The sequence below is a fragment of the Phyllobacterium sp. SL163 genome, assembly GCF_049896885.1.
GTDB classification, from domain to species: domain Bacteria; phylum Pseudomonadota; class Alphaproteobacteria; order Rhizobiales; family Rhizobiaceae; genus Phyllobacterium; species Phyllobacterium calauticae.
Window position 1 is genome coordinate 153,581 of record NZ_JAFCVE010000002.1, and the last position, 26,106, is coordinate 179,686.

25 protein-coding genes are annotated in these 26,106 nt (G+C 60.0%); 16 read left to right on the plus strand and 9 right to left on the minus strand.

Translation table 11 applies throughout. The annotated features are described in order from the left end of the window. The first annotated feature begins 66 nt into the window (after positions 1-66). The 4 genes from ACP7B1_RS04290 (at position 67) to ACP7B1_RS04305 (ending at position 3,073) form a co-directional block, all read left to right on the plus strand. Positions 67-450: a hypothetical protein gene (locus tag ACP7B1_RS04290; RefSeq protein WP_346305099.1), complete on the plus strand. Its 384-nt coding sequence runs from the start codon at positions 67-69 to the stop codon at positions 448-450. A gap of 113 nt (positions 451-563) precedes the next feature. Continuing rightward, positions 564-1,928 carry a PepSY domain-containing protein gene (locus ACP7B1_RS04295; protein ID WP_346305098.1) on the plus strand — a complete coding sequence of 455 codons (1,365 nt, stop codon included), beginning with the start codon at positions 564-566 and terminating at the stop codon, positions 1,926-1,928. 21 nt (positions 1,929-1,949) lie between these two features. Then, complete coding sequence (locus tag ACP7B1_RS04300) at positions 1,950-2,483, plus strand: copper chaperone PCu(A)C (RefSeq protein WP_346305097.1); 534 nt, start codon at positions 1,950-1,952, stop codon at positions 2,481-2,483. Next, positions 2,483-3,073 carry an SCO family protein gene (locus tag ACP7B1_RS04305; protein ID WP_346305096.1) on the plus strand — a complete coding sequence of 197 codons (591 nt, stop codon included), beginning with the start codon at positions 2,483-2,485 and terminating at the stop codon, positions 3,071-3,073. The genes ACP7B1_RS04300 and ACP7B1_RS04305 overlap by 1 nt, the downstream gene beginning before the upstream one ends. A 39-nt stretch (positions 3,074-3,112) precedes the next feature. On the opposite strand, the gene ACP7B1_RS04310 is transcribed toward ACP7B1_RS04305, so the two are convergent. Next, positions 3,113-4,006: a sigma-70 family RNA polymerase sigma factor gene (locus ACP7B1_RS04310; RefSeq protein ID WP_346305095.1), complete on the minus strand. Its 894-nt coding sequence runs from the start codon at positions 4,004-4,006 to the stop codon at positions 3,113-3,115. A gap of 144 nt (positions 4,007-4,150) precedes the next feature. Between ACP7B1_RS04310 and ACP7B1_RS04315 the strand changes: the two genes are divergently transcribed. The 3 genes from ACP7B1_RS04315 (at position 4,151) to ACP7B1_RS04325 (ending at position 9,290) form a co-directional block, all read left to right on the plus strand. Beyond that, positions 4,151-4,600, plus strand: coding sequence for a carboxymuconolactone decarboxylase family protein (locus ACP7B1_RS04315; protein WP_346305094.1), 450 nt, complete (start codon positions 4,151-4,153; stop codon positions 4,598-4,600). A 144-nt stretch (positions 4,601-4,744) separates the two neighbouring features. After that, complete coding sequence (locus ACP7B1_RS04320; RefSeq protein ID WP_346305093.1) at positions 4,745-5,956, plus strand: Mrp/NBP35 family ATP-binding protein; 1,212 nt, start codon at positions 4,745-4,747, stop codon at positions 5,954-5,956. 328 nt (positions 5,957-6,284) lie between these two features. Further along, positions 6,285-9,290 carry a GH92 family glycosyl hydrolase gene (locus ACP7B1_RS04325; RefSeq protein ID WP_426136576.1) on the plus strand — a complete coding sequence of 1,002 codons (3,006 nt, stop codon included), beginning with the start codon at positions 6,285-6,287 and terminating at the stop codon, positions 9,288-9,290. A gap of 59 nt (positions 9,291-9,349) precedes the next feature. On the opposite strand, the gene ACP7B1_RS04330 is transcribed toward ACP7B1_RS04325, so the two are convergent. Continuing rightward, positions 9,350-10,978: an alpha-D-glucose phosphate-specific phosphoglucomutase gene (locus ACP7B1_RS04330; RefSeq protein WP_346307448.1), complete on the minus strand. Its 1,629-nt coding sequence runs from the start codon at positions 10,976-10,978 to the stop codon at positions 9,350-9,352. 167 nt (positions 10,979-11,145) lie between these two features. Here ACP7B1_RS04330 and ACP7B1_RS04335 point away from each other — a divergent pair, with 167 nt between their 5' ends. Next, positions 11,146-11,400, plus strand: coding sequence for a type II toxin-antitoxin system Phd/YefM family antitoxin (locus ACP7B1_RS04335; RefSeq protein WP_223612223.1), 255 nt, complete (start codon positions 11,146-11,148; stop codon positions 11,398-11,400). Further along, positions 11,400-11,813: a type II toxin-antitoxin system VapC family toxin gene (locus ACP7B1_RS04340; protein WP_346307449.1), complete on the plus strand. Its 414-nt coding sequence runs from the start codon at positions 11,400-11,402 to the stop codon at positions 11,811-11,813. The genes ACP7B1_RS04335 and ACP7B1_RS04340 overlap by 1 nt, the downstream gene beginning before the upstream one ends. Positions 11,814-11,862: 49 nt before the next feature. On the opposite strand, the gene ACP7B1_RS04345 is transcribed toward ACP7B1_RS04340, so the two are convergent. Beyond that, a complete protein-coding gene (locus ACP7B1_RS04345) occupies positions 11,863-12,480 on the minus strand; it encodes a L,D-transpeptidase (RefSeq protein ID WP_223612221.1) in 618 nt (205 codons plus the stop codon). Positions 12,481-12,660: 180 nt separating this feature from the next. Here ACP7B1_RS04345 and ACP7B1_RS04350 point away from each other — a divergent pair, with 180 nt between their 5' ends. Continuing rightward, the gene (locus tag ACP7B1_RS04350; protein WP_346307450.1) at positions 12,661-13,155 is read left to right on the plus strand and encodes an MmcB family DNA repair protein; all 495 of its coding nucleotides are present in this window, start codon (positions 12,661-12,663) and stop codon (positions 13,153-13,155) included. 1 nt (position 13,156) lies between these two features. On the opposite strand, the gene ACP7B1_RS04355 is transcribed toward ACP7B1_RS04350, so the two are convergent. The 3 genes from ACP7B1_RS04355 to hrpB form a co-directional block, all read right to left on the minus strand. Further along, positions 13,157-13,720, minus strand: coding sequence for an ActR/PrrA/RegA family redox response regulator transcription factor (locus tag ACP7B1_RS04355; RefSeq protein WP_105737977.1), 564 nt, complete (start codon positions 13,718-13,720; stop codon positions 13,157-13,159). 68 nt (positions 13,721-13,788) lie between these two features. Continuing rightward, positions 13,789-15,093 (minus strand): ActS/PrrB/RegB family redox-sensitive histidine kinase, encoded by a 1,305-nt coding sequence (locus ACP7B1_RS04360; protein ID WP_223612219.1) that lies wholly within the window; start codon positions 15,091-15,093, stop codon positions 13,789-13,791. A 63-nt stretch (positions 15,094-15,156) separates the two neighbouring features. Then, complete coding sequence (gene hrpB / locus ACP7B1_RS04365; protein WP_346306983.1) at positions 15,157-17,604, minus strand: ATP-dependent helicase HrpB; 2,448 nt, start codon at positions 17,602-17,604, stop codon at positions 15,157-15,159. Between the two features lie 213 nt (positions 17,605-17,817). On the opposite strand from hrpB, the gene ACP7B1_RS04370 reads away from it, so the two are divergent. From ACP7B1_RS04370 to fghA, 6 genes are all read left to right on the plus strand, one after another. Beyond that, a complete protein-coding gene (locus tag ACP7B1_RS04370) occupies positions 17,818-19,815 on the plus strand; it encodes a S10 family serine carboxypeptidase-like protein (RefSeq protein WP_426136581.1) in 1,998 nt (665 codons plus the stop codon). Positions 19,816-19,826: 11 nt separating this feature from the next. After that, the gene (locus ACP7B1_RS04375) at positions 19,827-20,201 is read left to right on the plus strand and encodes a hypothetical protein (protein ID WP_346306981.1); all 375 of its coding nucleotides are present in this window, start codon (positions 19,827-19,829) and stop codon (positions 20,199-20,201) included. A 155-nt stretch (positions 20,202-20,356) separates the two neighbouring features. Beyond that, positions 20,357-21,469: an S-(hydroxymethyl)glutathione dehydrogenase/class III alcohol dehydrogenase gene (locus ACP7B1_RS04380; RefSeq protein WP_223612215.1), complete on the plus strand. Its 1,113-nt coding sequence runs from the start codon at positions 20,357-20,359 to the stop codon at positions 21,467-21,469. Then, positions 21,469-21,945 carry a GNAT family N-acetyltransferase gene (locus ACP7B1_RS04385; protein WP_346306980.1) on the plus strand — a complete coding sequence of 159 codons (477 nt, stop codon included), beginning with the start codon at positions 21,469-21,471 and terminating at the stop codon, positions 21,943-21,945. The genes ACP7B1_RS04380 and ACP7B1_RS04385 overlap by 1 nt, the downstream gene beginning before the upstream one ends. Before the next feature lie 6 nt (positions 21,946-21,951). Further along, positions 21,952-22,602 carry a DUF1345 domain-containing protein gene (locus ACP7B1_RS04390; RefSeq protein WP_346306979.1) on the plus strand — a complete coding sequence of 217 codons (651 nt, stop codon included), beginning with the start codon at positions 21,952-21,954 and terminating at the stop codon, positions 22,600-22,602. Positions 22,603-22,629: 27 nt separating this feature from the next. Next, the gene (gene fghA, locus ACP7B1_RS04395; protein WP_346306978.1) at positions 22,630-23,463 is read left to right on the plus strand and encodes an S-formylglutathione hydrolase; all 834 of its coding nucleotides are present in this window, start codon (positions 22,630-22,632) and stop codon (positions 23,461-23,463) included. A 2-nt stretch (positions 23,464-23,465) separates the two neighbouring features. On the opposite strand, the gene ACP7B1_RS04400 is transcribed toward fghA, so the two are convergent. The 3 genes from ACP7B1_RS04400 to ACP7B1_RS04410 form a co-directional block, all read right to left on the minus strand. Further along, entirely contained in the window at positions 23,466-24,227 is a 762-nt protein-coding gene (locus tag ACP7B1_RS04400) for an RES family NAD+ phosphorylase (RefSeq protein ID WP_346306977.1), read from the minus strand. Further along, positions 24,187-24,570, minus strand: coding sequence for an MbcA/ParS/Xre antitoxin family protein (locus ACP7B1_RS04405; RefSeq protein ID WP_223612210.1), 384 nt, complete (start codon positions 24,568-24,570; stop codon positions 24,187-24,189). Before ACP7B1_RS04405 ends, ACP7B1_RS04400 begins: the two co-directional genes overlap by 41 nt. Before the next feature lie 86 nt (positions 24,571-24,656). Further along, entirely contained in the window at positions 24,657-26,036 is a 1,380-nt protein-coding gene (locus tag ACP7B1_RS04410) for a cytochrome P450 (protein ID WP_426136586.1), read from the minus strand. Between the last annotated feature and the right edge of the window lie 70 nt (positions 26,037-26,106).

A 26,106-nucleotide genomic window follows, 5' to 3' on the forward strand; every position in this document is an offset into this window, starting at 1 on the left:
TTGCCGCATAGATTTCCCGCGCAAGCTGCGTTATCTGGTTACCAGGAACCGCAAAACGGGGATGTGATGCGCAAATACGGATACGATTGGCAACTGGCGGTGCGCATGCTGTGCGCGCTGGCGCTTGTCTTCGTCGCCTTTGCCCATCAGCCGGTCATTGCGGCATCCAACAATCAGATCGATCTTGCTGCCTATACGCTACCCGACGGCACTGTTCCCGTGCTCTGCCTTCCCGGCAGTGGTGACCAGGATCCGCACAAGAGCGCATGGCACGGCACGGGCTGCGAAGCCTGCCGTATTTCCGCGTCGTTCATTCTCCCTGTTCCGCCTCACACCGGCGGTCAGCGTGTAGAACCGGCGGTATCGCTCGCCGTCAAGCGCGAAGCGGTGCTGATTGCCCGCAGCCTCTATCCTCCTGCAGCACCGCCCCAGGCTCCCCCTCTCGTCTGACACAACTTTTCGAACGCTGGTCCGCCACCGGTCGGAAAGGTTGCGCCGTTTTGGGCGCGCCCATTGGTCTTTCACAGGCCAACCATTGTTGCTGTCAGACGATTGGAACACGCATGAGCGTCTCAAGCATGGCTTCGCAGAAGCCCAAGGACATCAGTCAATCCCTCTACCGCGCCATCTGGCGCTGGCATTTTTTCGCCGGCCTTCTGGTCATCCCCTTCATGCTCAATCTCGCCATCACCGGCGGGCTCTATCTCTTCAAGGATGAAATCGACAACACGGTCTTTGCCTACCGCAATGTTGTCACGCCGCGCAGCGAGGTGCTTGCGCCGTCGCTGCTGATCAGGAACGCGGAGGCTGCGGTCCCCGGCGCAACCATCCTGCGCTATCGGGACCCCTCCACGCCGACCCAGTCCGCCCGGGTTATCCTCGGTACGGATGCCGGGAAGGTCCTTGTTTTCGTCGATCCCTATACGGGCTCGGTGCTCGGCAAGGTTGCCGAGAAGCAGGAATTCAATTGGGTCGTGCGCAAGATTCACAGCCTCGTCTATTTCGGACTAGCGCTCGACCGGGTTGTCGAGGCCGTTGGCGGCCTGGCGCTGATCCTCGTCGTCACCGGCTTTTATCTGTGGTGGCCGCGCAAGCAGAAAGGCGGCGTCCTCACGGTTCGCGGCACGCCCGACAAGCGTATCTTCTGGCGTGATCTGCATGCGGTGACCGGTGCTGTTGCCGGGGCTTTGATCTTCTTCCTCGCCATCACGGGCATGCCGTGGTCGGCCTATTGGGGCGACAAGCTCAATGCCACCCTGGCGGATAAGGGCCTCGGATACCCCACGCAGCTGTGGAACGACGTTCCGGTGTCGAAAATTCCGACAAAGGATGTACTGACAGAGGCGGGCTGGACCATCGAAAACGCCCCGGTTCCGACGTCGACAGCCGATGGGACGATGAAAAGCGTCGGCCTCGACCGGATCGTGGCGTCCGCCCGGGCCGAAGGCATCACGCCGGGCTTCGAGGTATCGCTGCCGTCGGGACCGGAAGGGGTCTATACCGCGGCGATTTTCCCGGATGATATCGCCATGCAGCGGACGATCCATTTCGATCAGTACAGCGGCAAACCATTGGTCGATCTGAAGTTTGCTGATTATGGCGCGGGTGCCAAGGCCATCGAGTTCGGCATCGGCGTCCATATGGGGCAGTATTGGGGCCTCCTGAACCAGATCGTCATGTTGGTCACGTGCTTTGCCATCATTCTCGCCGCTGTCTCCGCCGTGGTCATGTGGTGGAAGCGTCGTCCCTCGGGGCGTCTGGGGGTGCCGCCCATGCCATCGCAAAAAAGCGTCTTTGCCGCGTTGACGCTGGTCATCCTCGGCTTCGGCGTGCTCTTCCCGCTCACAGGTTTTGCCATTCTTGCCATGCTGGTTCTTGATCAGTTGATCCAGCGTGTTCCTTCCCCGCTCAAACGCGTATTCTCATAACAACGGAACTGGAGAACGTTCATGAAATCCACTCTCACATTTGCTGCCCTCTTGCTGGCAACAACCTTCGCCGTACCTGCATTGGCCCATGATCATTCGGCCATGGCCAAGGAAGGTGCTGCCAAAATGCAAAAGCATGAAGCCACGGATGCGGTCAAAGTCGGCAATCTCGTATTCGCCGGCGCTTTCACCCGTGCCACATTGCCGGGCGCCAAGGTTGGCGGCGGCTATATCTCGATCACCAACGAGGCCAAGGAAGCGGACCGCTTGCTGGGCGGCTCAAGCCCTGTTGCGGCGCGCGTCGAAGTTCATGAAATGAAGATGGACGGCGAAGTGATGAAGATGCGCAAGCTTGCGGATGGCGTGGAAATTCCCGCGGGCGGAACCGTCGAACTCAAGCCCGGCGGCATGCATCTTATGCTGCTGGAGATCAAGCAGCCCTTGAAGAAGGGCGAAGACGTCCCGGTAACCCTCGAATTCGAGAAGGCCGGCAAGGTTGAGCTCAAACTGCATGTGGAAGCTGCCGGTGCGACCTCCATGGAGCATGGCCAGTGATGAATGTTCGCCGCGTCCGCATTGCACTCTGGTCGGTCATCGCCGTTCTGATGATCTTCCTCGCCTTCACCTATTACAGCGCCCGCAAGGGCAACGAGATAGAGCCGGTGAAGCTTGGCGTGCCGTTTTCGCTGATCGACCAGAATGGCGCGCCGATCACCGAAGCGGCATTCCAGGGACATCCGACGGTGCTGTTCTTCGGTTTCACCCATTGTCCCGAGGTTTGCCCGACAACGCTGTTCGAGATGGCGGGCTGGCTCAAGGCTTTGGGCGATGAAGGCAAGGATTTGCGTGTCTTTTTCATCTCTGTGGATCCCGAACGGGACACGCCCGAGGTGATGAAGGGCTACACGGCCGCCTTAACCGACCGGATCACCGGTATCACCGGCGATCCCAAGGAAGTGGAGAAGGTCATCAAGGGCTGGAAGATCTATGCCCGCAAGGTGCCGACGGAAAATGGCGACTACACCATGGACCACACGGCATCGGTGATGCTGCTCGACCGGGATGCCCGCCTGAAGAGCACCATTGACTACAAGGAAACCACCGATGTGGCCCTGAAGAAGCTGCGGCTTCTCATCGGCTCCTGAAGATTTTCCTCCAAAACAGAATGAGACCGGCATCTGGTCTCATTCCTTTCGGCCCTTGCCTTTCCGGAGCACCACCAGGTCAAGCGCGTTGAGGCGCGAAGGTTCGGCAACAGCTTCAATGGCAGTGATCCTGTCACCTGCAATCGTCAGGTTCAGGACCACGTGCAATCTGCCTCGAACCTTGACCACGAGACCAAGCACGCCATCGACAAGCGCTGGCACTGCACCCTGAGCGCGTCCCTTGAACGTATTGGCCACGGCTTCCGCACCGCGAATTTCCGACATTGCGCCCAATTGCACCGCCGCTTTGTCCGCACGGAACACCACATCCGGATCGAGCACGGCCAGAAGCGCGTTGAAATCGCCACCGCGGGAAGCCGCCAGAAAGGCATTCACGATCTCGCGCTGGCGGGCAAGACTGCGGGCCGGAATGGTATCCGTTCCCTGCACCCGGCGACGCGCCCGGCTGGCCAACTGCCTTGCCGCTTCCGGCGTGCGATCGACAATCGGCGCAATCTCGTCGAACGATATGCCGAACATGTCGTGCAACACGAAAGCCAGCCGCTCCGCCGGGGCCAGCCGTTCGAGCACCACGAGCAGAGCCGCCCCCACCGAATCTGCCATTACAATGTCATGTTCGGGATCGCCGCCTGACTCGCGGCCTGCCACGGGCTCTGGTGTTTGCGGAGTCAGTTGGTCCTCGCGCCGTGATGTGCGCGAGCGCAGCATATCGAGGCATACGCGTGAGACGACAGTTGTTAGCCAACCAGCCAAGTTGCCGACGTCGTCCGTATGCGCCCGGCTGAAGCGCAGCCAGGCCTCCTGTACGGCGTCATCGGCTTCGGTCATCGAGCCGAGCATCCGGTAGGCTACCCGCCGCAGATGGGTGCGATTGGCCTCGAATTGCTCGGTCAGAAATTTTTTCTCGTTCATCTGTCACGTTTCCTCACCATGTTCCGTCAAAGCGATGACGAACGAAATCCGGCCGATGTGACAAGAAATCGGGTCCGGGAAACCGTCAAGAGCAAAAGCCCGGATATCTGGTTTCGGGCGTCAGTCAAACGAGAGGAAAAAATGATGCAAGCACGTATGAGCAACCCGGCAATGATCAACCCTGAAGCAATGAAAGCCCTGCAGGCACTGGCTGCGTCCACCGGTGACAGCGAGTTCCCGAAAGGCCTGCTTGAACTCGTGCATCTGCGCGCCAGCCAGATCAACGGCTGCAGTGTCTGCGTCGACATGCATCCGCGCCTTGCCCGCAAGGCGGGTGAAACCGATGAACGGCTCTTCGCCGTGTCCGTGTGGCGCGATACGCCGTACTTCTCCGAGGCGGAGCGCGCCGCCTTGGCCCTGACCGAAGCGGTGACCCGTGTTGCGGATCGGGCCGATCCGGTGCCGGATGACGTCTGGAACGAAGCCGCCAGACATTTCGATGAAAAGCGGCTCGGCAATCTGGTGCTGGCCATCGCCAACGTCAATGTCTGGAACCGTCTCAACATCGCGACCCGGCAGGTGCCGGGCGTATAGAAAGTCTGATCTGCTTGCGCGGATTGCTCTGCAGACCGCCTCGCTCAGCGGGGCGGTTTGCCGCGGAAGTTGCGCTTTGCCCCATTGGCGTTTCTGTTCAACTGCACTATGTGAAGCAGCAGGGAATAAAAGGAATAGTATACAATGGCAGGCGTGACCAAGGAACAGGTTCTCGATCAGCTGAAGACGGTGACCGGGCCTGATTTCAACAGCAACATTGTCGATCTGGGCCTTGTCTCGGATATTTTCATTGCTGACAACAAGGTGTTCTTCTCCATAACCGTACCGGCCGAGCGGGCGCAGGAGCTTGATCCGTTGCGCGCCGCTGCCGAACGGGTCGTCAAGAATATGCCTGGTGTGGCTGGTGCCATCGTCGCGCTGACCGCCGAGAAAAAAGGCGGCCCCACCAGCGACGATGCTGTGCCCCGCCCCGCTCCACAGCGCCCGGTCCAGCGCCCTGCACCCGCCGGTGCCGTGCCTCCGGCCCGCGTTGCCGCACAGCCTGCTGCGCCGCACCAGCACGGTCATGCAGCACCACCGGTCAAATCCGGCGTTCCCGGCGTTGGCGCGATCATTGCCGTCGCCTCTGGCAAGGGCGGTGTCGGCAAGTCGACAACGGCAGTCAATCTGGCGCTTGGGCTGCAGGCCAACGGCCATCGTGTCGGCATTCTCGATGCGGATATCTATGGCCCGTCCATGCCGCGCCTGCTGCATCTCTCCGGCCGCCCGGAAGTCGTCTCCGGCCGTGTGCTCAAGCCCATGGAAGGCTATGGCCTGAAAGTCATGTCGATCGGCTTTCTCGTCGATGAAGAGACCCCGATGATCTGGCGTGGCCCGATGGTGATGTCGGCCCTCACGCAGATGCTGCGCGAAGTGCAGTGGGGTGATCTCGATGTGCTTGTGGTCGATATGCCGCCCGGCACCGGCGATGCGCAATTGACCATGGCGCAGCAGGTGCCGCTTGCAGGCGCTGTCATCGTCTCGACACCGCAGGATCTGGCGCTGATCGATGCGCGCAAGGGGCTCAACATGTTCAAGAAGGTCGATGTGCCCCTGCTCGGGATTGTCGAGAACATGAGCTATTTCATCGCGCCCGACACCGGCAACCGCTACGACATTTTCGGCCATGGCGGCGCGCGCAATGAAGCCGAGCGCCTCGGCGTTCCCTTCCTCGGCGAGGTGCCGCTGGTGATGGAAATCCGCGAAATGTCCGATGCGGGCAAGCCCGTCGTCATCAGCAATCCCGATGGGCCGCAGGCAAAGGTCTATCGCGAGATTGCGGCCAAGGTCTGGGAGCAGCTGCAGGCGGCGAAAGCCAATCCCGGCCGGACGGCGCCGGCGATTGTTTTCGAGTAACCATTTGTCATAGGCCTTGGCCGGGAGGTCCGCAAACGGCCTTCCCGGCTTTGATCCCGCCTGTATCCTCACATGTTGGGCATCCGTTCAATGTGATGGAGAACAGGGCGGTCGTCATTAAATCATTCTCTTTGACTAAAAGCGAATTGACACCCATTGGCTTAAGGAAATAATCCGGCTCCGTATTCAATCGTTTTAAATTGCTTTGGGAGGAGCACGGTTCGAGAGCGCGGTTGTTGCGATCGCGCATGTGTCAGACACGACATCCATTTTTCAACTCTTAATTTCAAGCACAAATTCAAAAGCAAAATTCATTTGGGAGGAACCAATGATTTTCAGACGCGTCCTCATCGCCGGACTTGTCGGCAGCACCATGCTGGCGGGCTGCAATAATGCGGATGACAAGGCTCCGGCAACGCCTGATGCGCAAGGCACCTTTGCTGAAGACATCAGTCCGCTGAACGGCGGCGTGGACCAGGCCGCGATCAAGGGGCTCAAGGAGACTTTGGACGCCGTGCAGGCGAACATCATAATTCTGCAAGGGGATGCCGTGGCCTCGAAAGAGACACTGGCTGCGCTCAAGTCCAGTACCGAGCTCTTGCAAAGCCGGGTCGGCCAGACAGAGGCCTCTGTTGCCGCGTTGACGGAGCTCCGCCCCCGGATCGGCAAGCTGGATGCCGGCCTCAAGTCGCTGACGGACAATGTCAAAACTCTGGATGGGCGAACGGCCGCCACACAGGCCGATCTGGACAGGCTCAAACCCTTGCGGGAGCAGTTTGCCGCACTGAAGGACGATTACGGCAAGGCGCTCAAGCTGAAGCTGGAAGCGGCGGCTCTCGCCCCACTGCTTGCCGACATCGATCTGCTGAAGACAGGCAAGGCCGATGCAGGGAAGCTTGCGGATTTGCAAGCAAAGCTCGACGGCTTGAAGGATGCGGTCGACAAGGCAAAGCTCGGAGCATCTTCAGCCGAAGGCTTCAGCAAACGCATCGCCATGCTGGAAGGCGCACTCGGCTTTCGCGTCGATGCCGCCTTGACACACTATGTCAACCCGCTGATCGGTTCGGGTCAGTCGCCTGCATCGGACGTGCCGGGGGAAACCGAGAGTATGCTTGGCGGCTTTGTCAATCCGGGTGCCAACGTGCCTTTCGGCATGGTTTCCTGGGGGCCGGAGACGGATGTGATCAGCGAGGTGTGGTCCCCGCGTGGCTATCACCATGATTCGGACGTGATCCATGGCTTTCCCATGATCAATCTGAGCGGTGTCGGTTGCCCGACAGAAGCTCCATTCAGGGTTCAGCCAGTGTCCAGTAAGTCGGACGGCAACGCCAAATTCAGTCATGACAAGGAAATTGCTCGGCCGGGTTATTATCAGGTCACATTCGATAATGGGATCAAAACGGAATTGACGGCGACGACCCGCACCGGGGTGGGGCGATTCACCTTCCCCCAAGATAAGGGTGTCGTGCTGACGTTCGATGCTTTAGAGGACGTCAAGGTGGATCTTCCAACACGCACATTTTCCGCCAGGACAAAGGGTGGCAAATTCTGCAACAGCTCTGAGTACAACATCTACTTCTCTGCGCAATTCGATCAACCTTTTACCTACGAAAAACTTCCCGAAAGTAAAACTATCGGCGATAAATATTACACGGTTTGGGCTTTTACCTTTACCGCAAAGCCAGGGGCGGCGACCACCATCGGCATGAAAGCCGGCGTTTCCTATGTTAGTGTTGCCAATGCCAAGGAAAATCTGGAGACCGAAAGCGCATCGCTGACATTTGATGACGCGCGTAAAAAGGCCGATTCTCTCTGGAACGAGCGCCTTAATTCCATACAGGTCACAGGCGGTACCGAAGAGCAGAAAAAAATATTCTACACCGCACTGTACCGTTCCTTCTTTGCCCCTTCGGTTTTCAGCGACGTCAATGGCGCCTATGTAAGCTTTGACGGCAAGGGAACTGTGGAGAAGGTCGAAAAGGACAGAGTCCACTACACAACCTTTTCCAGCTGGGACTCCTATCGCTCCCTTGCCCCCATGCAGGCTTTGCTCGCTCCCAATGAGACTGCAGACATGGCGCAATCCCTCATCAATGATGCCAGACAATGTGGCGGTGTCTTCCCGATGTGGGTCGAAGGGTCTTCTAACAGCAATATCATGCCGGGCGACGGTGCTTCCATTATCGTGGCGCAGACCCATGCGTTCGGTGCGCAGAACTTTGATACCGTTGCCGCACGCAAGATCATGCTTGACATGGCGACTGGGGTTAAGACGACGTGCCGGCGCATAACCACTCTTCCCTTTATCAAGAACTATAAGGAGCGCGGCTATCTCACTGTCGGCGAGGGCCAAACGTATGGCGATAACACGCCGACCTCCAATACGTTGGAATATGCCAGTACGGATTTTGCCATCTCCCGCTTTATCGCTGCCCTTGACAAACAAAACAGCCAACTGGTTGCCGGGGGCGTATCGGATCATGTAGCCATGCTGTTAAAGCGCTCGAACAATTGGACCAACCTGTTCAATCCGGAATGGCGCAAGGTGAAAGACCAACCCTATCCGCAATTGCGGCCGCGCAACGCGGATGGCACATGGCCAAAATATACACCAACAACTGATAACAAGACCAATTATCGGGAAGGTAATGCGGAACAATATACCTACATGGTGCCTCACAATATACGCGGGCTCTTAAGGATGCTGGTGAAGGACAAGGCCGCCAACCCCGATTTGGAAACCGATGCGATTGAGCGTCTCGACACTTTCACAAAATATGTCAATGCAGCGACGAACTCACCCTATCTGTGGGTTGGCAATGAGCCAGGTTTTGCCACGCCATTTTTCTATAATTGGACCAGCCAGCCCCATAAATCGCAGGCATTGGTGCGCCGGGTTCTGCGCGAGCAATTTACCAATACCCCGCAAGGATTGCCGGGCAATGACGATGAAGGCGCCACCTCTGGCTGGTATGTTTGGGGCGCACTTGGCCTCTATCCGGAAATTCTGGCTGTACCCGGCTTGACTTTGACCAGCCCTATTTTCGAAACGGCGGTGGTCTGGCGGGGTGACAGCAAGCTGATCACGATCACAGCGGACAGGCCAGCCTCGACCTATATCCAGAGTGTCAAGGTTGACGGCAAGTCCCATGACAGTACATGGCTGCCGATTGATCCATTTGCGAAACAGCCCATAACCCTCGGCTTTGCTCTTGGTGACAAACCGAGTTGCTGGGCATCAAAGCCGACAACAGACATACCGCCATCCTTTGGCCCGGATGGCAAGGACGTGCCACTGTTGACGCCAGCTGCGGTATGTAACCAGCCGCAATAAAGCTGCAGACAATAAGAGGGCCGCAAAAGCGGCCCTTTTGTTGTCACTGACTTGGAAGGTCAGGTGATCACGCTCGGCTTGTCGCGGCCGGTGCGTGTCTTGATTTCAGTCAGGTCATCCGCCGCGCGGATGAGGTCGGCAAGCGCGCTTTGCGTTTCAAGATCGTGGCGCGCGGCATCGGCCTCGTAGCGTTCGATGTAGAGCCGCAGCGTTGCACCCGACGTGCCTGTACCGGAGAGGCGCAGGACAATGCGCGATCCGCCCTCGAAGAGAATGCGGATGCCCTGATGTTCGCTTACCGATTTGTCGACGGGGTCATGATAGGCGAAATCATCGGCCGTGGTGATTGTCAGGCCCTGCACGGTCTTGCCCGCAAGCGTCGGCAGCTTGGCCCGCAAGGCGTCGATCAGGCTGTTGGCCGCGCCTGAATCCACTTCCTCGTAATCGTGTCGGGTGTAGTAATTGCGCCCATAAGCGGCCCAATGTTCCCGCGCGATCTGCTGGACGCTCTCCTTGCGCACGGCGAGAATGTTGAGCCAGAGCAGCACAGCCCAGAGGCCATCCTTTTCGCGCACATGGTTGGAGCCGGTGCCGGAGCTTTCCTCGCCGCAGATCGTTGCCATGCCGGCATCGAGCAGGTTGCCGAAGAACTTCCAGCCCGTCGGTGTTTCATACATGCCGATCTTCAGCTTTTCGGCGACGCGGTCGGCCGCGCCGCTGGTCGGCATGGAGCGGGCAATGCCCTTCAGCCCGGCATTATAGCCCGGCGCGAGATGGGCATTGGCGGCCAGCATCGCCAGCGAGTCGGACGGCGTGACATAGATGCCCTTGCCGATGATCAGGTTGCGGTCGCCGTCGCCATCGGACGCTGCGCCGAAATCCGGACCGTCCGGCGACATCAGCAGGTCATAGAGATCCTTGGCATAGACGAGGTTGGGATCGGGGTGATGTCCGCCGAAATCCTCCAGCGGTACGAAGTTCACGCAGGTTCCATCCGGTGCTCCGAGGCGGTGTTCAAGGATTTCCTTGCCGTAGGGGCCGGTCACCGCATGCATGGAATCGAACCGCAGAGTGAAGCCGGACCTGATCAATGCGCGGATCGCATCGAAGTCGAACAGCGTTTCCATCAGTTCGGCATAGTCCGAGACGGAATCGATGATCTCGACATCCATGCCGGCAAGCTGCTGCTTGCCAACGGTGTCGATGTCGATGTCGGCGGCATCCGCGATCAGATAGCGGTCGATGACCTTGGAGCGGGCAAATACGGCCTCGGTGATTTTTTCCGGGGCGGGGCCGCCATTGCCGATATTGTACTTGATACCGAAATCTTCGGTCGGCCCGCCGGGGTTGTGGCTGGCGGACAGGATGAGTCCGCCGAACGCCTTGTACTTGCGGATGACATTGGACGCCGCCGGCGTTGAAAGAATGCCGCCCTGGCCGACGAGAACGCGGCCAAAACCGTTGGCAGCGGCCATTTTCACGGCGATCTGCACGACGTCGCGATTGTAATAGCGGCCGTCGCCGCCGATCACCAAGGTCTTGCCCCTGAAACCCTCGAGGGAATCGAAGACCGACTGGATGAAATTCTCCACGTAATTCGGCTGCTGGAATTCGGGAACCTTCTTGCGCAGACCGGACGTTCCCGGCTTCTGGTCATCGAATGGCGTGGTGGCAATCGTTTTGAACATGTGGACCTTCCCGGTTATGCGCATCGGCAGCAATCTATGAGCGCCTTGTCGATCAGGTCAACACGGCAAAAATCAGTTCGGCAAATAAATCAGATTGCGGCAGCCGGGTTAGGTTTGTCTACGTCGCCAGTTTGTAGTAACATATCTACAATTCAAAGAGGTGCGTTATGGGCATTACAACTGTTTCGAGCAGAGAATTCAATCAGCATGCCAGCGACGTCAAGAAGGCAGCAAACAACGGCCCCGTGTTCATCACGGATCGGGGCAGGCCCGCCCATGTCCTCCTGAGCATGGAAGAATATCTGAAGCTCACCGGGGGGCAGGAGAGTCTTGCCGACGTCCTGGCGCAACAGGAACCCTCGGATTTTGATTTCGAAATACCCAGTCTGAATGTCCGTTTTCGTCCGGCCGATCTGTCCTGATGTTTATTCTGGATTCCAATTTCATTTCCGAAATGCGCCGACCGGATAGAGCCGATGCGAACGTCATGGCTTGGGCATCGACCATACCGTTTTCGCATTTTTTCCTATCGGCCATTACGATACTGGAGATTGAACAGGGGCTGCTGCTGGTGGACCGGAGGGATGCGCAACAAGGGGCGATCCTGCGCCTTTGGCGGGACAATTGGGTGTTACCTCGGTTCGAGGGAAGAGTTCTTGCAGTGGACACGGCTGTCGCACAACGCTGCGCGCACCTGCACGTCCCGAACCCTCAATCGGAGCGCGATGCGCTTATCGCTGCAACGGCCCTGGTCCATGGCATGGTTGTGGTAACCCGCAATATTGCGGATTTTGCATCAACAGGGGTCAAGACCATCAACCCCTGGAGCGTGTGAAAAGGCCGCCCAAAGGGCAGCCTTTTCAAGCAATTCATAAGCCGGAGAATTAGAGAACGACGACCTTTGCACCCACTTCGGCGCGGTTGAAGAGGTCGATGATGTCCTGATTCATCAGGCGGATGCAGCCCGACGACATCGCCTTGCCGATGGACCACCATTCCGGCGTTCCGTGCAGGCGATAGCCGGTATCGCCGCCCTTGTTGAAGAGGTAAAGCGCACGGGCACCCAGCGGATTCTGCAGGCCCGGATCCATGCCTTCGCGGAATTCGGCCAGTTCAGGCTTGCGCTTGATCATTTCCTTCGGCGGCGTCCAGGTTGGCCATTCGCGCTTCATGGCTATGCGCGCCGAACCCTGCCATTCAAAGCCCTGCTTGCCGACGCCGATGCCGTAGCGCATAGCGCGCCCGTCGCCGAGGACGAAATAGAGGAACTTTGCCTTGGTATCGACAACGATCGTCCCTGCGGCTTCACCGCCATCGTAGCGAACTTCCTGACGCAGGAACTGCGGCGGAATCTTGGCGCGGGGAATGGCTGGAAGCACATAACCGGCATCAGTCACGGAGGAATAGGAGGCAGTGGAATAGTTGAAGCCGATCGTGGAACAGCCCGTCAGAGCAGTTGCACCCATCAGTCCAACTGCAAGGACGATTGTCTTGAGTTGCATAGTCACCCCATCAAGTATTGGCCGAATCTAAGGCGATTCAGTTGTCTTCCCTCATTACTGCCATTATTGTTAATGCTTGATTAACCGTAAAGCGTAGTTTTCTGTTAACCATACTTATCCTCAACCAAGTGGTGCATTTTTGCCGTATTCGGTTGTAGCGATCTCAGCGATACTTGCATCATGCCCCTTGTGATTCCCGGTCAGACCAGCCCGCTCATCGATGGTCGTCAGTCAGAGAACGCCATGCTGGTGCGCCGCGGCGTGCAGCGGCTGTTTCTTGATCTGGGTCTGGCGGTGATGCCGGAGTTGCCGCTGGCTTCGGGACGGCGGGCCGACCTCGTTGCCATGTCGCGCACCGGTGAAATCTGGATCGTCGAGATCAAATCATCGATCGAGGACTGGAAGGTCGACAAGAAATGGCCGGATTACCGGGCCCACTGCGACCGGCTGTTCTTTGCCACCCATCCCGGCGTTCCCGCCGATATTTTCCCGCAGGACTGCGGATTTATCCTGTCGGATGGCTATGGCGCGGAAATCCTGCGCGAAGCGCCCGAGCACAAATTGTCCGGGGCAACGCGCAAGGCGATGACACTGCGCTTTGCGCGGGTGAGCGCGGCGCGGATGACACTGGCCGAATTGTCCGGAATTCACTTGCCCGAAACGGATATGGAATAGTTCAGCGCGGCGCGCGCTTTGCGAGGATGCGTTGCAGGGTGCGCCGGTGCATGTTGAGGCGGCGGGCCGTTTCGGAAACATTGCGGTCGCACATCTCGTAAACGCGCTGGATATGTTCCCAGCGGACGCGATCCGCCGACATCGGGTTTTCCGGCGGGGCAACCTTGGCACCGGACCGGCGGGTCAGCGCGGCAAACACCTCATCGGCATCGGCGGGCTTTGACAGGTAGTCGATGGCACCGAGCTTGACGGCGTTGACCGCTGTCGCAATGTTGCCGTAGCCGGTCAGGACAATGGCGCGGGTGTCTTCGCGGCGCGCCCGGATTGCCTCGATGATATCAAGGCCGTTGCCGTCGCCCAGCCGCATGTCAACCACGGCATAGGCCGGTGCGTGCGTCTTGACGCTGGCAAGTCCCGCCTCGACCGATTCAGCCGTTGCAACGGTGAAACCGCGGGATTCCATGGCACGCGCCAGGCGCTGCAAAAAGGGCTTGTCGTCGTCGACCAGCAACAGTGTCCGATCGCCGCCTATGGCCGCAATATCGTCCTGATCCGTGTGTTCCATCAGGGTTTCCTGCTCATTTCTTATAAATATACTCCGTTAATGGTTCGCAATGAACAAAAAGTCAAAGGTTATCCGTTTTGTTCATCAAGTTGATTGCGCGGCCATGTCACGACAACTTCTGCGCCTTGCCCCGGATCATTGCGATTGCGGAAGGTGATGGCCGCACCAGAACGCTCCAGCAAGGTTTTGGCGATGAACAGCCCCAGCCCCAGCCCGCCGCCATGTTCATTGGTCTCGCGGTCGCGGCCGGTGGTATAGGGCTCGCCGATTCGGTCGAGAATATCAGCCGGGAAACCTTTGCCGTCATCGGCAACGACGATCTGCACCGTCTTGTCGGTCCAGCCCCAGCTGACCTGAATGGTCTCGCGGGCAAAATCCACGGCGTTCTCCACCAGATTGCCGAGGCCGTAAATGATTCCCGGATTGCGGCGGATGACCGGTTCGTTGCCTTCGCCGCGCAGCTTCGTCACCTCGATGCTGATGCCGAAATTGCGGTTGGGCTCGATGACTTCCTCGATCAGCGAGGAAATCTTCAGCCGCGACATATGTTCCTCGCTTTCCGAGGACAGGCTGGTCAGGCGCTTGAGGATTTCCCGGCACCGGTCGGTCTGCGAACGCAGGAGTTCGATATCCTCGGCAAAGCGATCGTCCTGCGCCAATGCCCGCTGCATTTCCTTGGCAACGAGCGCGATGGTCGCAAGCGGTGTGCCGAGTTCGTGCGCTGCCGCCGCCGCGAGACCATCGAGCGCGGAAAGATGCTGCTCGCGCTGCAGGATCAGTTCGGTCGCCGTGAGCGCATCCGCCAGAAGCCGCGCTTCTTCGGCAACGCGGTAGGCATAGACGGCGGTGAAGACCAGCGCCGAAACAACGGAACACCACACCCCTGCAATCAGCACGAACGGTAGTTGCAAGGCCTGGTCGGGGTACCAGGGCAGGGGCAGATGGAAATAGGCAAGGGCCGTCGCGCAGACCGTCACGAGGACACCGAGCGTCACGGTCGATGAGGCGGGCAGCGATGTTGCGGAGATGATGACGGGGACGATCATCAGCACGGCAAAGGGATTCTGCAGCCCGCCGGTCATGTAGAGCAGGCCCGCCACCTGCAGGATATCGAAGGCGAGAACCGTGATGGCCGCCCGTGGTTCGAGCCGATGGTTTATGGGGTAGCGGAACGACAGGAGGAGATTCAGCCACGCCGAACAGGCAATCAGCGCAAAGCAGATGCTGACGGGGAAGGGAAACTTCAGGTAGAGCGCCACGAAGAGAACAGCGATGCTCTGGCCTGCGACAGCCAGCCAACGCAGGCGGATCAGCGTCGTCAGCCGCAGCCGCCGCGACAGGTATGAGGAACGTATGCTGAATTCTTGAACCATGGGCGAGCTTTAGAACAAACCCGATGCAAAGGGAATTCTCGTTTTGCATCGTTTGCGGCCCGCCTATGTGCCGCGCGGCTTGGCCCGGGCCGTGGGCAGTGCCTGCGCCGGGTCTTCCGGCCAGACATGCCGGGGATAACGCCCGCGCATGTCGCTGCGCACATCAGCCCATGAACCTTTCCAGAAACCGGGCAGATCACGGGTGATCTGGATCGGCCGGTGCGCCGGGGAGAGCAGTTCCAAGAGCAGCGGGATTGTGCCGCCGGCAATGGCAGGATGAACCCCGAGCCCGAACAGTTCCTGCACGCGCACGGCGAGAACCGGGTCGTCCGCATCGTAGCGGATGGGAATGTTCGAGCCGGTCGGCACCGCGAAATGTGTCGGAGCCAGCGCATCGATCCGCCGCTGCAGATCATGCGGCACCAGCGCGCGCAGCCCCTCAACAAGCACATGCGCCGGAATCTGGTTGAGATTGGCGGTTCCCGGCAGGAACGGCAGCAGCCAGTCATCCAGCACGGCAATCAGGTCCGCATCGGTCATGGATGGCCATGGAGCGCCGAGGCCCTTGTGCAGCCAGGCAAGCCGGCGGCGCAGGATCGTCGCCTCCTTCGACCAGGGCAGGATATCGAGACCATGGCTGCGCACTGCCTCGGCAACGCCCTGGTTGGCCTGGTTGCCGCTCGGGGCGGGCAGGGTCTTTTCCGACAGGGCAATGGCTCCGATGCGGGTGGCATCGCGCGCCTGCAGGGCATTGCGGTTTGCGTCATAGCTGACCTGCCGGCCGCTGACGATGCGATCGCCCAGCGCTTCGCGGATGTCGGCTTCGGTTGTTTCCGCCGCTGCCAGTATCCGGGCCTTGCCGGCCCGGCCCGCCAGATCGGCGACGACGAGCCATGGCGCGCGCGCCAGCGAGGTCGCCGCATCCATTTCGCCGCCGCGGCCGTTGGCCAGCGTGAACTGGCCGTTGCCGCGCGCCTTGGCAATCCGGTCGGGATAGGCATCGATCAGCAGGCGTCCGACACTGCCCGGCTCCGTGCCCTGCACAACATCACGTCCGGCCAGCCGCTTTGCCAGCCCGCGCGCCCGCGTTGCCCGCTCGCCGCGTTCGCGCTGAAAACGGCTAAGCCGCACGTCGAGGTCAATATCATTGCCGCCCAACCCGCGTTCGGTCAGGAGCACGGCGAGGTCCGCTGCGCGCGCGCCCTGTCCGCGTTCCCGCGCCGTCAGCACCATATGGGCAAGCCGCGCCGGCAGGGCGAGCGCGCGTATGGCATGGCCCATCGGGGTGATGCGGTCGCCGTCCAATGCGCCAAGGTTTTCCAGCAGAGCTTTCGATTCCCTTATCGCCGGGGCGGGCGGCGCATCGAGAAAGGTCAGGCTGCGCGGATCGGCAACGCCCCAGGCGGCACAATCAAGCACAAGGCCGGTCAAATCAGCCTCGAGAATTTCCGGCGGCGCAAAGGCTTCCAGCGCCGCCGTCTGTTCGGCGCGCCATAGGCGCAGGGCAATGCCGGGTTCCGTGCGTCCGGCACGGCCCGCCCGCTGGTCCACTGCCGCGCGTGCCGCCCGCACGGTTTCCAGCCGGGTCAGGCCGGTGGACGGTTCGAACTTCGGCAGCCGTGCCAGACCGCTGTCGATGACGACGCGCACGCCGTCGATGGTGATGGATGTCTCGGCAATGGACGTCGCCAGAACCACCTTGCGCCTGCCCTGCGGCGCCGGCCGTATCGCTGCATCCTGATCGCGGCCCTCAAGCGCGCCATAGAGCGGCACAATCATCGTGTCCGCGCCCACGCGCCCTTCGAGCGCTTCGGCGGTACGCTCGATTTCACGCTGTCCGGGAAGAAACGCCAGAATGCTGCCGGTCTCGGTGGCCAGCGTGTCGCGGATCGCCCGCGCCATGGCATCTTCGATCCTCTCGTCCGGCTTGCGCTCGCGATACCGCGTTTCGATGGGAAAGGAGCGGCCCTTGCTTTCCAGCACCAGCGCATCGCCAAGAAGCTGCGCCACGCGCGCGCCATCGAGCGTTGCCGACATGACGAGGAGCTTCAGGTCCGGCCGCAGCGCCGCCTGCACGTCGAGCGCCAGCGCCAGGCCGAAATCGGCATCGAGGCTGCGCTCGTGGAATTCGTCGAACAGCACGGCGGCGATGTCCTTGAGATCGGGATCGTCGAGGATCATGCGGGCGAACACACCCTCGGTCACCACCAGGACGCGCGTTTTGGCCGAAACCTTGTTTTCCAGCCGCATGCGGTAGCCGACGGTGGCACCCACCTCCTCGCCCAGCAGGCTGGCCATACGGCTGGCGGCGGCGCGCGCTGCAAGACGGCGCGGTTCCAGGAGGATGATGGTCCTGTCCCCGCGCCATGGCGCATTGAGCAGATGCAGCGGAATGAGCGTCGTCTTGCCCGCGCCGGGCGGCGCCACAACGACTGCCGCCATGCCGCCCGCCAGCGCGCCGTCCAGCGCGGGAAAAATCTCGGTGACAGGCAGGAGAGGCAGGTCAGGCACGGCAAAATCCAGTGGTGAAATCTCCGGCCGTTTTGACAAGGTTTGCCGCGGGAAGTCCATTGTTTTCTCTGTGATGGCCGATGGATGCGACCGGTCACAACCCTTCAGCGCTTCTCCGGTTGTTGAGACTTTCGCTCAATTGACACTGCCTCGCTCCGTTTGACACCTTGGCCGCTTTCAAAAGCAATTTTCAAACTGGGGAATTTTTCACAGATGAGATTACGAATTCTCTCGCTTTCGATTCTGGCGCTCTTGACCGCATGCAATAACAGTTCCGACAGTCCCGTCTCCGAAAGCACGTTTGCATCCGAAGCAGCGCCCGTCGCTGCGGTGAAACCGAATGAAGCGTCCTCAGCCAAAATCCAGCCCAAAGCATTACCGCTTGAAACTGCCCATATTCGTGCCGACGAGCTGATCGAAGCGGGACATTTTACCGACGCTGCCAAAATTTTTGAAGCCGCTGGTCTGAAGGCGGAAAGCAGCTCGCTGCGTACGGTTGAGGCCTTCTTGGTCAACGGCAAGGTTGCGGAGGCGGCCGGCGAACTAACGAAGATTGCGCCGAAAAAGGCCGTGGCGGCGCTTTATACAAGAGCTGGTCTGGACGAGGAAGCCTACAAGCTCTACGCGCCCGCGGACTATATGCTCGAGGACAACACCAAATATAGCGGCCTGCCGGATGCTTCACTTCCTGCAGCTGTTGATGAAAAACCCGCTGTGATGCACCATAAGATGACGCTGAACGGCCAGAGCTTCTGGTACACCGCATCGGCCGGTCATCTGACCGCCTATGCCAAGAATCCGGAAAAGCAGAATCCACAGGCGTCAATCTTCTACACAGCCTATACGCGCGACGATTTGCCGAAAGAAAACCGGTCCGTCACGTTCTTCTTCAATGGTGGGCCGGGCGCTTCATCAGTCTATCTGCATCTCGCCTCGTGGGCACCCAAGCATGTCGTCGTCGATGCGCTCAACGTGCCGGATGCATGGGCCGACGGCCGGCCGCAGGAACTACCCTTCATCGACAGTCAGGAGTCGCTGATCGACAGGACCGATCTCGTTTTTGTCGATATTGTCCCGGGCACTGGATTTTCCGAATCCGTTGCTCCAAATACCAATCAGACGTTCTGGACGACTGACAAGGACGTTGAACTTTCCAGGCAGTTCATCACGCGCTATATCAATTTCAATCGCCGGCAGGAATCGCCGAAATATCTCTATGGCGAATCCTATGGCGGCGGCATCCGCGTGCCCAAGCTTGCCCTGGCATTGGTGGATGCGGGCACTGACGGTTATGAGAAGGCCGAAGGTGTCGACAAATCCAAATTCAAGGTGCTCACCGGATCGGTGTTCCATTCACCGGCTTTCGACTACAACAGTATGAATCAGATTGACGGCGATTTCCCCACTTATGCCATGGTCGCCGACGCTCTGGGAAAATCCACCGCGCGCAACAAAGAAACCTCGCTGGAGTCTTACGCCGGGACCCTCGGGGATATCGCCGTAAAATACGCTGCCGACCGAACTTTCATCGCCTCGTCCTACACGGGCCTTGAGAAGAGAATACCCGCCTTCTGGAACAGACTAGATTTCGAGCAATACGCGGCAGCCTTGATGCCCGGCTATGATTTCAATGTGTATGATGGACGAATGCATGTAAAACTTAAAAAAGATCCGACATCCGGCTTTACGGCATTGAAGTATGAATTCAATTTCTTCGAAGAAGACGCCTTGAACAACAGGATCACCAGCTACCTGCCGGAACATGTCAACTACAAGCCAAGCGCACGCTATATCAATGCGTCCTGGCAGACAAGGGATCCGGGTGTGGTCAAGGGACCAGCGCTGGCATTCGAGCTTTGGCAAGGCCGGAACGGTGCAAGTGGTTTGCCCAACGTCGTAGCGGCCATTGCGCGCGATCCTTCGCTCAAGCTTTTGACCGTACATGGTTATCACGACACGGTGACGCCCTTCCGTCGCTCCGAGCTTGACCTTAAGGGTGCCAGTCTCGGCAAGCGTGTCCCGGTGAAGAACTTTGTGGGCGGGCACATGATCTATTATGCCCAGGAATCGCGGGCATCGCTGATAAAGGCGCTCGATGAGTTCTACGACGCGCCGCCCTATGGCACCGGGCCGACGATTGCCAAAGCCCAATCCTTGCGTCCTGCATTGGCACAAGACGCCGCACCCGTTCCCACCGTAGCCCTGCATTAGGAGAGCGATCCATGTCCATTTCCCGTACAATCTTCATTTCGCTCCTCCTGACCTCAATGGTTGGACAATCAGCCCAAGCCGGTGATCGTGTCTGGCGCCCTGAGCCGGGCACAAAATCAGTCAAGCAGGATGCAACCTCGATCCAAAGACAGCTTGATCAGGAACTGCGTGCCAAGTTCGATGCAGCTGCAACGTCCAATCACCTTCTCACTGCGCAAGCGGCCAGCGACGCCGACTGGGGCTTCATCGCCGAGCATTTTGCGCAGATCGACAAAGACCAGGACGGTTACCTTACCTTCGATGACGTGCAGACCTTCCTCGATGCGCGTTCGCCGCTCCCGGCAGCAAGAGCAAGGGCTGCAAAGAAGGTGCAGGTGATCGAGTAAGAGAAGACCGTTTCGAGAGCAAGGCGCGTCGCAAGAAGCGCCTTCCCCGACCAGAAATGTCGCCGATTTGATTGACGATCCCCGATGTGATCCTGATAGTGCACAACTGCAAATCAGTAGACCGCATGTTGAAAGACGCATCAGGGAGAATTCGCATGAAATCGCGCGCCGCCGTTGCCTGGGAAGCCAGGAAACCACTGACCATCGAAACCATCGAGATCGGCGGGCCGAAGCCGGGCGAGGTTCTGGTGGAAGTCATGGCCACCGGCGTGTGCCATACGGATGCCTATACGCTCTCCGGCCTTGATTCCGAAGGCAAATTTCCCGCCATTCTCGGCCATGAGGGCGCGGGGATCGTGCGTGAGCTCGGCGCAGGCGTCACCTCGCTGAAGGTCGGCGACCATGTCATTCCGCTCTACACACCGGAATGCCGCCAGTGCAAGACCTGCCTGTCGCAGCGTTCCAATCTCTGCACATCCATCCGCTCGACTCAAGGACAGGGCGTCATGCCCGATGGCACCAGCCGCTTTTCCTGCGATGGCGGCGAAGTCTTCCATTACATGGGCTGCTCCACCTTTTCCAATTTCACCATCCTGCCGGAAATTGCGCTGGCCAAGGTGCGCGAGGACGCACCTTTCGACAAGATCTGCTATATCGGCTGCGGCGTGACGACGGGCATTGGCGCGGTGATCTATACCGGCAAGGTCTGGCCTGGCGCCAACGTGGTGGTCTTCGGTCTCGGCGGCATCGGCCTCAATGTCATCCAGGGTGCCCGCATGGTTGGCGCCGACAAGATCATCGGTGTCGATCTCAACCCCGCCAAGGTCGAGATGGCGAAAAGATTCGGCATGACCCATTTCGTCAACCCCAATGAGGTCGGCAATGACAAGGTGGTGCAGGCCATCCAGGACCTGACCGATGGCGGCGCGGATTTCTCCTTCGATGCAACCGGCAACACCAATGTCATGCGCCAGGCGCTCGAATGCTGCCATCGCGGCTGGGGCACCAGCATCGTCATCGGCGTGGCGGAAGCCGGCAAGGAAATCGCAACACGGCCGTTCCAGCTGGTCACCGGGCGCAACTGGCGCGGCACGGCCTTCGGCGGTGCGCGCGGGCGCACCGACGTGCCGAAAATCGTCGACTGGTACATGGAAGGCAAGATCGAGATCGACCCGCTCATCACCCACACCATGCCGCTTGAAGAAATCAACACCGCCTTCGACCTGATGCATGAGGGCAAATCGATCCGCTCGGTCGTCGTCTTCTGATGGCCGATGGCGGCTATACGGTGGACGTGCGCGGGATGGATGAGTTCAGCCCGCGCGATCTCTATGCCATGCTGCGCCTGCGGGTCGATGTTTTCGTCGTCGAGCAGAAATGCCCCTATCCGGAACTTGACGGCAAGGACGGCGACGCACTGCACCTGCGGCTTCTCCTCGGCAATGAACTGGTGGCGAGCGCCCGCCTGCGCCAGCCACATGGCGGTATGGATGCAGCGCGCATCGGCCGGGTCGTCGTCTCGCCCGCGCATCGTGGCAAGCGGCTCGGCGAAAAGCTGATGGCCGAGGCCATTGCCGCCTGCGAAACCCGCTTTCCCGGCCGCCCCATCGCGCTGTCGGCGCAAAGCCACCTGCAGCGGTTTTATGAATCCTTCGGCTTTTTGCCGGTGTCGGGCGAATATCTGGAAGATGATATTCCGCATGTCGACATGCAGCGGCCGGTGACGGCGCAAACGGCGGGGTAGAAGGCGATGCTGCACCGGCACAATCCCTTTTACATCGCTGCTGTTGCCGGTCTCGCCGCGCTGGCGCTCGCCCTGGTGCTCTACCCGCACCTTGCCTATGTGCTCGGCGCAAACACCTTCTTCATCGTCTATCTCATCCTGACGGCGTTCAAGATCCGCCGGCTGACGGCGGATTTTCTCAGGAAGAATGCCGCCCGTTCCGACGAGCCCATGGCGGTCATTTTTGCCGTTACCCTTGGCACGGTTGTCGTGGCGGTGGGGTCGCTTTTCGTGCTGATCAACAGCGGCAAGCATCCGCAGCTGATCAATCTTGTTCCCGCGCTGGCCGCGGTGCCGCTGGGCTGGGCGACCATCCATGCCATGGCCGCCATCCATTATGCCCATCTCTACTGGCAGCCGGATGAAACGGCAGAGGGCACCAAGGACAAACCGCGCAAACATGTCGGCGGGCTGGATTTCCCCGGCGAAAAGGAGCCGGGCGGCATCGAGTTTCTGTATTTTTCCTTTGTCATCGGCATGACCGCGCAAACCTCCGATACGGCGGTCACCAGCACCGAAATGCGCAGGGTCAACCTGCTGCACGCCATCGTTTCCTTCTTCTTCAACACGGTGCTTGTGGCAGCGGCGGTCAATGTCGCTGTCGCGCTCGGCCAGTAATCAGCTCAAAAAACCACGGGAATTGTCATGGAAACGCTATCGATCGCCAGGAGTTTTGAAGGCACGCAGGGAGTCTATCGCCATCGCAGCGATGCCTGCCAGTGCGACATGACCTTCGCGGTGTTTCTGCCGCCGCAGGCCAAGGATGGCCCGGTGCCGGTGCTGTGGTATCTCTCGGGTCTCACCTGCACCCATCAGAACGTCATGGACAAGGGTGAATACCGCCGCGCGGCGGCCGAGCATGGCGTTGCCATCGTCTGCCCGGATACCAGTCCGCGCAGCGATCACGTGCCTGATGAAAAGGACAATTGGCAGTTCGGGTCAGGCGCCGGATTTTATCTCGATGCGACCGAGGCGCCCTATGCCGACAATTACCGCATGGCGAGCTATATCGCGCAGGAACTGCCGGCGCTGATCGCCGCCAATTTTCCCGTCGATATGGCGCGGCAGGGCATTTTCGGCCATTCCATGGGCGGGCATGGCGCCATCACGCTGGCACTGAAACACCCCGGCCGTTACCGTTCGGTTTCCGCCTTTGCCCCCATCGCCCGGCCGGGTGTCGCCGGCTGGTCGCGTCCGGCCTTTGAAAAATATCTCGGCACCGACGAGACGCTCTGGCGCGCCTATGACAGCGTGCTTTTGATCGAGGATGGCCACCGGGTGCCGGAACTGCTGGTGGATCAGGGCAAGGCCGACGGCTTTCTCGATGACGGCCTGCGGCCATGGCTCCTGGAAGAGGCGTGCCGGCAGGCCAATATTCCGCTGACGCTCAACATGCGCGATGGCTACGACCATTCCTATTTCTTCATTTCCACCTTCATGGCCGATCATGTCGCCTGGCATGCGGCGCGGCTCGGTTAGTCTTACGGGCGCAGCGTCCTTGCCATGCGCGGGTCGCCGGCAAAGATCGCGCGGCTGAAACCCAGCCGGATGTCCGGCTGGTCGCAGATGGCCTTGACGCCATAATCGGAAAACACCAGCCGCCACGTGGTCGTGTGCGTGGGGCGCGGCATGGCAAAGGCGCCGCAGGAGAGCAGCGCCAGATTGGCGCCGCCCGCGGGGTCGCGCACCGACTGGTAGCGGATGATCTCGATGCCCGCCTGATGCGCCGCGTCGGCCAGCGCAAGGCAGGCCGTATAGTCGGTCAGGTGCGTCCAATGCTCCGCATGCCGGGCAAAGGGCTGAGCCAGCAGATCGATACCCCGCTTCGTCGCATAGCGGCTCTCGAAAGCGGTGAATTCCAGTGCATTGCGCGGCCAAGGCGTCCCCGGGCTCTCGCTGAAGAACAAGAGCCGGTAGAATGCCGTCTCGGCCACTGCCGTTTCAACCACTTCGCTGGCATAGAACACGCCGGGGGAATAGCCCTCGCGCCGGAAGCGTGAATTGCCGGGATAGCGGCCATAGCGAAAGGGCGTTGCCAGGAGATAATCGAGCCGGGCGCAATCCGGCGGCAGCGGCGGCTTGGTCGCTTCGATCTCGTCCTCGAGCAAGGCCTGCTCGTCGAGCGTGTCGACAAGTTTCATGGTAGAAACGCGGTGTTGCGCCTCAACGAGACGCCAGCAGGCGCCGTGCCGGTCGCGCGCCTCAGATCGGAGCGCGTCGGGCGTCCAGATAGGCAAGGACATGGGCGAGACCGTCAATGGTTTTGATGCGGTTGAGCGGCTTGCCCCCCAGCATACTGTTGTCGGTGCGGATCCACTGCCGGGCGACGCTGTCGTCACCGCCGACAATGGCGTCCAGCGAACGGTAGAGCCGGATGAAAAGCAGCGCCAGCTCATAACTCTTGCCGGTGAGCGGCGTGCCATCCTCGCTGCGCTTCAGGCGCGATATGCTGGGCTCCGACAGGCCGACCACGGTCGACAGTTCCTTGGCGGTCAGTCCGAGCAGTTCGGACGACCGCAGCAAAGCCTTGGAAACAACGGCGGTCTTGCTGGTGTGTTCCGGTGTGCGTTGGGTGAGTGCCGACATGCCTATACCTTTCATCTGAAAGGAATATAGCTTTAATTTCTGGTGAAATCAATAGGCGGAGATTTTGGTTGTCTGGCAGCCATTCCCTACCGCCTTGCCGAAACCGCCATGGGCAGTCCGCCATCGGGTTGCGTTGTGAGTTTCTGCACCGGCCATGGCTTTGCGGTGCCCACCGTATCGAAACGATACCTGTGCAGCAGCGTTGCCAGCGCGATGATGGCCTCCTGCAGCGCAAAGCTGGCGCCGATGCACACGCGCGGTCCGGCGCCGAACGGCAGGTACTGGAAGCGGTCGATTTTATCGCGGTTTTCCGGATGGAAGCGCGAGGGCACGAAGGCTTCGGGGTTGTCCCAGTAGAGGCGATGGCGATGCACCGTCCATGGCATGACCAGAATGGCGGCCCCCTTGGGAATATGCAGGTCCTTATACTGATCGTCTTCCACCGGTTCGCGGTTGATCGACGGCGCCGGCGGGTACAGCCGCATGGCTTCCTCAAAGGCGGCCCGCGTGAGGGGCAGGGCGTTCAGCCAGTCATGCGGCGCCGGCAGCGGATCCTGCTGCATGAAGGCGTCGATTTCCTGTTCGATCAGATCGCGTTCCCATGGCGCCTGCGCCAGCAGATAGAACGTCCAGCCCAGCGCGCGTGCCGTGGTTTCATGCCCGGCGCCGATGAAGGTGATGATATTGTCTTCGATCTCGGCGCGCGACAGCCCGTCCGGCCCTTCCGCGCGCAGGAGCAATGTCAGGAAATCGTTGGGAACGGCGTCGCCATCCCGGTCCATGCGCGCCTTGCGCAGGACGATCGTCTCGGCAACGATCTTGCGGAAGAAGGCCAGCGCCCTGCGGCCACGGATCTGGGTGAAGCGCGGCAGCCAGCTCGGCGCACCGAGGAGGTCCAGCGGATCGACCCGCCCCATTGTCTCGAACAGGCGGTCGACTTCATGGGCGAATTCGTCGGGTTCACCGGCAATTTCGCCGGAAAACAGGGTTTCCGCCAGGATATCATAGGTGAGCATCGTCATGTCGCGGGACACATCGACGGTGCCTGCAACGCTTTCATAGCGCTCGGCAAAGCTTTCCGTGGTCCGCTTCATCGCTGCGGCAAAACCGTTGATGTGGCGGGGGGTAAAGACGGGCGCCATGGCCCTGCGCGAGCGCTTCCAGGTTTCACCTTCGGCCGTCAGCAGCCCGTCGCGCAGGATCGGGCGCAGGATGCGCTGGCGCACCGCCGCCATCTTGTAATTCTTGGCATTGTCGACAAGGACATGGCGGATCAGGCCGGGATCATTGGCGATGATCGTGTGCTGGAAGGCCCAGTCGATGGATACCCATGGTTCATTGTAGGACGGTTCTCCCCACAATTCGAGCGGATTGCGGTAAATGGTGCGGATCAGCTCGATCGTGCCGACCGGGCCCGTACGCGGCACCGGTGCGGGGGGGATGAATGCGGTTCTGACAGTGTCCATGCGGCGGCCTCCAGACCCAGGATGTGGGGATGTTGTTTCCCGATGTCCAGCCATTCAATCCCGATTCCTG